Annotated in this window: 5 protein-coding genes and 1 pseudogene; 3 read left to right on the forward strand and 3 right to left on the reverse strand. The window is 56.1% G+C overall.

All coding sequences use genetic code 11. The annotated features are described in order from the left end of the window. Positions 1-534: transposase DNA-binding-containing protein (locus tag ACLFKU_RS42965; RefSeq protein ID WP_410853288.1), on the reverse strand; the 534-nt coding region annotated here is incomplete at its 3' end. A 690-nt stretch (positions 535-1,224) separates the two neighbouring features. Between ACLFKU_RS42965 and ACLFKU_RS42970 the strand changes: the two genes are divergently transcribed. Both ACLFKU_RS42970 and ACLFKU_RS42975 read left to right on the forward strand, forming a co-directional pair. Then, positions 1,225-1,401, forward strand: a complete 177-nt coding sequence (locus ACLFKU_RS42970; protein ID WP_410853289.1) for a hypothetical protein — start codon at positions 1,225-1,227, stop codon at positions 1,399-1,401. Between the two features lie 278 nt (positions 1,402-1,679). Then, positions 1,680-1,928 carry a hypothetical protein gene (locus tag ACLFKU_RS42975; protein ID WP_368586323.1) on the forward strand — a complete coding sequence of 83 codons (249 nt, stop codon included), beginning with the start codon at positions 1,680-1,682 and terminating at the stop codon, positions 1,926-1,928. 201 nt (positions 1,929-2,129) lie between these two features. On the opposite strand, the gene ACLFKU_RS42980 is transcribed toward ACLFKU_RS42975, so the two are convergent. Beyond that, a complete protein-coding gene (locus ACLFKU_RS42980; RefSeq protein WP_410853290.1) occupies positions 2,130-2,270 on the reverse strand; it encodes a hypothetical protein in 141 nt (46 codons plus the stop codon). 94 nt (positions 2,271-2,364) lie between these two features. On the opposite strand from ACLFKU_RS42980, the gene ACLFKU_RS42985 reads away from it, so the two are divergent. After that, positions 2,365-2,505 (forward strand): PDDEXK nuclease domain-containing protein, encoded by a 141-nt coding sequence (locus ACLFKU_RS42985; protein WP_410842538.1) that lies wholly within the window; start codon positions 2,365-2,367, stop codon positions 2,503-2,505. A gap of 19 nt (positions 2,506-2,524) precedes the next feature. Here the strand turns inward: ACLFKU_RS42985 and ACLFKU_RS42990 are convergent. Next, positions 2,525-2,639: pseudogene (locus tag ACLFKU_RS42990) on the reverse strand (IS5/IS1182 family transposase); the annotation flags it as partial. Positions 2,640-2,753: the final 114 nt, after the last annotated feature.

Consider the following 2,753-nt stretch of genomic DNA (forward strand, 5'->3'; position numbering starts at 1 on the left):
TCGCCAGCTTTCCTTTTCCTCAATCGGTACGCGCGTGGGATTGATATGGCGCTTGAGCTCCGAAGCCCCCTTGAACCGCTTTCTCGTCCAGAACTTCACCGCCGCCAGGCCAAGTGGCAATCCATCGGCAGTAACAGCAAGACTCGAATGCATCAGGAAGTCGCATTGCGTGAGCGGTCGTCGCGGGCCCATGCCATTCTTCCCTGTGCGCAGGCTCGTCTTGCCCGTGTAGCCGATGAGTTCGGGACGCTCGCGCTGGTACGAGAATGCGGTCGTGTCCTGCAGGATAAGCACTGGTCCATCGGTGGCCTTCACACGTTCGGCGCTGGCCTGGAAATGCCCGCTCAGGATATCGTGTTCGCTGACGCGGTCGTTCGACAGAAACCTGTACGCGGCCTTGGTAGAAGCCCAGTCCTGACATGCGAACGGAATAGTCTGCCCCATGCCGTCCCAGAGCTTTTCCAGCAGCGTTGCGAAGCGACGGCGCAACCGTGTGTCCTGGAATTCGCTTCCCTGGACTCCAAGACCGATCATCCGCCCGTCGCTTGCCGGCCATCTCGCTTACGCATGGAACGTGACGTATGCCAGGTTACCAGCTTTCGCGGCAAAGATGTGGGTAATTGCAAGCAACTCGAGACCATCTTGACGAAGGTCTCGCTCCGAGATACCCCATTCGGCGGATCATCGAGGCGTAATATCAGGACTGGGCATAGCTAAACAGCCTGAAGACCTGTTCAAGGACGAGAGGCAAGAGCGCCTCAGCACGTTCCTTCACAGGTCGCTTCAGGAACGTCAGCTGCCGCTCAATTCGCTGACTCGCGACCACCGTTGTGAGATTGTTGGGGCCCTTGGGGTGGAAGGATGTTTCCAGAAAGTCGGATTGAGGCTCAGTTCTCTCAGCGCTTGGCCTGTCTGCATTCGTACACCGTTTGTCTGGAAATCGCCATTGCCTACATCCGTCGGCGAGATTGGAAGAAATGCGTCACGCCAGTCACTGTTGACCAGGCCCTTTGACAGAGTCTTCCTCGCATACAGCGCCAGCAACATTCTGGCCCTACGGAACCCTTGTGAACCTGCTCACCGGATTGCCACCACGCTAACCTGCTGCCATTCATTCATTGAGCTTACTGTCCGAAATGCCGACGCGCATGCCGTCACAGTTCAATGAACTCCACGGCAGCTGCGCTCAAAGCGCCTTGCTGATCGATGCAGATATCGTGGCAAGTGATCATCGCATACCTCGCCGAAGACTTAACACCCCGCTTTGGCCGCGAGATCGGCTGGGCCAATCTCGCTAGCATGCGCGACTTCCATATCGCCTCGCCCGAGGGAGAGATTTTCCAGACAGTGTCTGAAAAATCGGCGGCTCACCGCGATCAAGCGTTACTCAATGCCGTCTAGTGCTGTCATTCGGTGATTTCACGGGCCATCTCAAATACCCAAAGATCCGGCTTGACGGAACGGTGGCTATCGCGCGTATCTCGCTGCGCCTCAGACCTGGTTCCTCTGCTTGCAGCAGGCTATTTTTCCCGCATACAGGTTAGCGACCGCTCGCGAATATACGGTGGCTGACGACACCGTGTCGCGTTTCCGCTTATCGCGCAGAACGAGGACGCAGGCGCAGACGTGTCGAACGCCCCACCGACTATGGGAATTCATTCGGCACATCGGGAGTAGCAATGTTCTGGGGTCCCACGGGCAAATCCAGTTGCCTTAAACGGCCCCAGAAGGGCGACAAGCGTTTGAAGCGGATCTTCTATCAGTCGGCATTTGCATCCATGCGCTGTCCCAAGAGCGCTGCCTTTAAACGTAAAGAAGCCAAGCGCCGTCATCAGATCATCATTGCTCTTGCCAGGAGGCGTGTGAATGTGCTGTCGGCAATTCTCCGCAACAGGAATCCAATGCCCGAACGACTGCCGCTTGCTTGACAAAATCATTAGGCCGTCTCTGCCTTTGGTCTGGCTAGAGTGAATCAATCCCGTGCCGGCACACCACGGTTCGTTGAGCCCCATATCGCGTGCGCCCACCACTAAAATGCAGAAATGCTCGCAGACAATATAATCTTTAGTATCAATTCATTGGCGCCTTTCCTTGGGCAGCTGCACCTAACCATGTAGCACCATACGAACTCAGTTGGCGACGAAGCGTTGCGGGTCTTCGGAGATCCATTCCGTGGCCTCGATTGCCTGTTTCCCCTCCGCCGTGCCGATGGCCGAACTGCCGTGGCATACCGACGCCTTCGCATGCGTCGCTCCGATAGGAAAAGGCACTGGCGAAATTCGGCGGGTGCAGCTGCGGATGGGGCAGGGAAGATGACTTCTAAGTCGCCGTGCTTCGTCATGAATGAGATGCAGTCCTTCGGGAATGGAACAGTTACTCCTCGAACTAGGAGATGGCTTTACCTTCTTCGCCCGGCAGAAGCGACTCCAGATCGATAATGATGGCCTTTATCTCGACTTGCTGTTCTGTAACCGGACGCTTAAACGCTTCGTGGCGGTTGCTTAGAGGGTGTTAGGCACTTTTGCTAAGGGGGTGCAAAGTGCACAAGCATAAGCACGGAGAAGACGACGAAGTGCAAGCCAGCCAGAGTTTCTGGGCAATCGCTCGTAGTCTCTTGCGAGTCGGCGGAAGCGGGGGAGTGTCTGAATTTTTGTGTGCAAGGCGTCTGAACATTTCAGGCGTGGCAGGCGATCAATTTCATTCTAGCTGTTGGGTCGTGTGAAGCGATCCTCGTAGAGGATCGCGAACTGCCG

Origin of the sequence: Paraburkholderia sp. EG304 (assembly GCF_046543485.1) — a bacterium.
Taxonomy (GTDB): Bacteria; Pseudomonadota; Gammaproteobacteria; order Burkholderiales; family Burkholderiaceae; genus Paraburkholderia; species Paraburkholderia youngii.

What these genes read in the sequence shown, in the direction of transcription:
- ACLFKU_RS42985 (WP_410842538.1), top strand. Translation starts at nt 2,365, where the DNA reads ATGGAACAGTTACTCCTCGAACTAGGAGATGGCTTTACCTTCTTCGCC.
- ACLFKU_RS42975 (WP_368586323.1), top strand. Translation starts at nt 1,680, where the DNA reads ATGTTCTGGGGTCCCACGGGCAAATCCAGTTGCCTTAAACGGCCCCAG.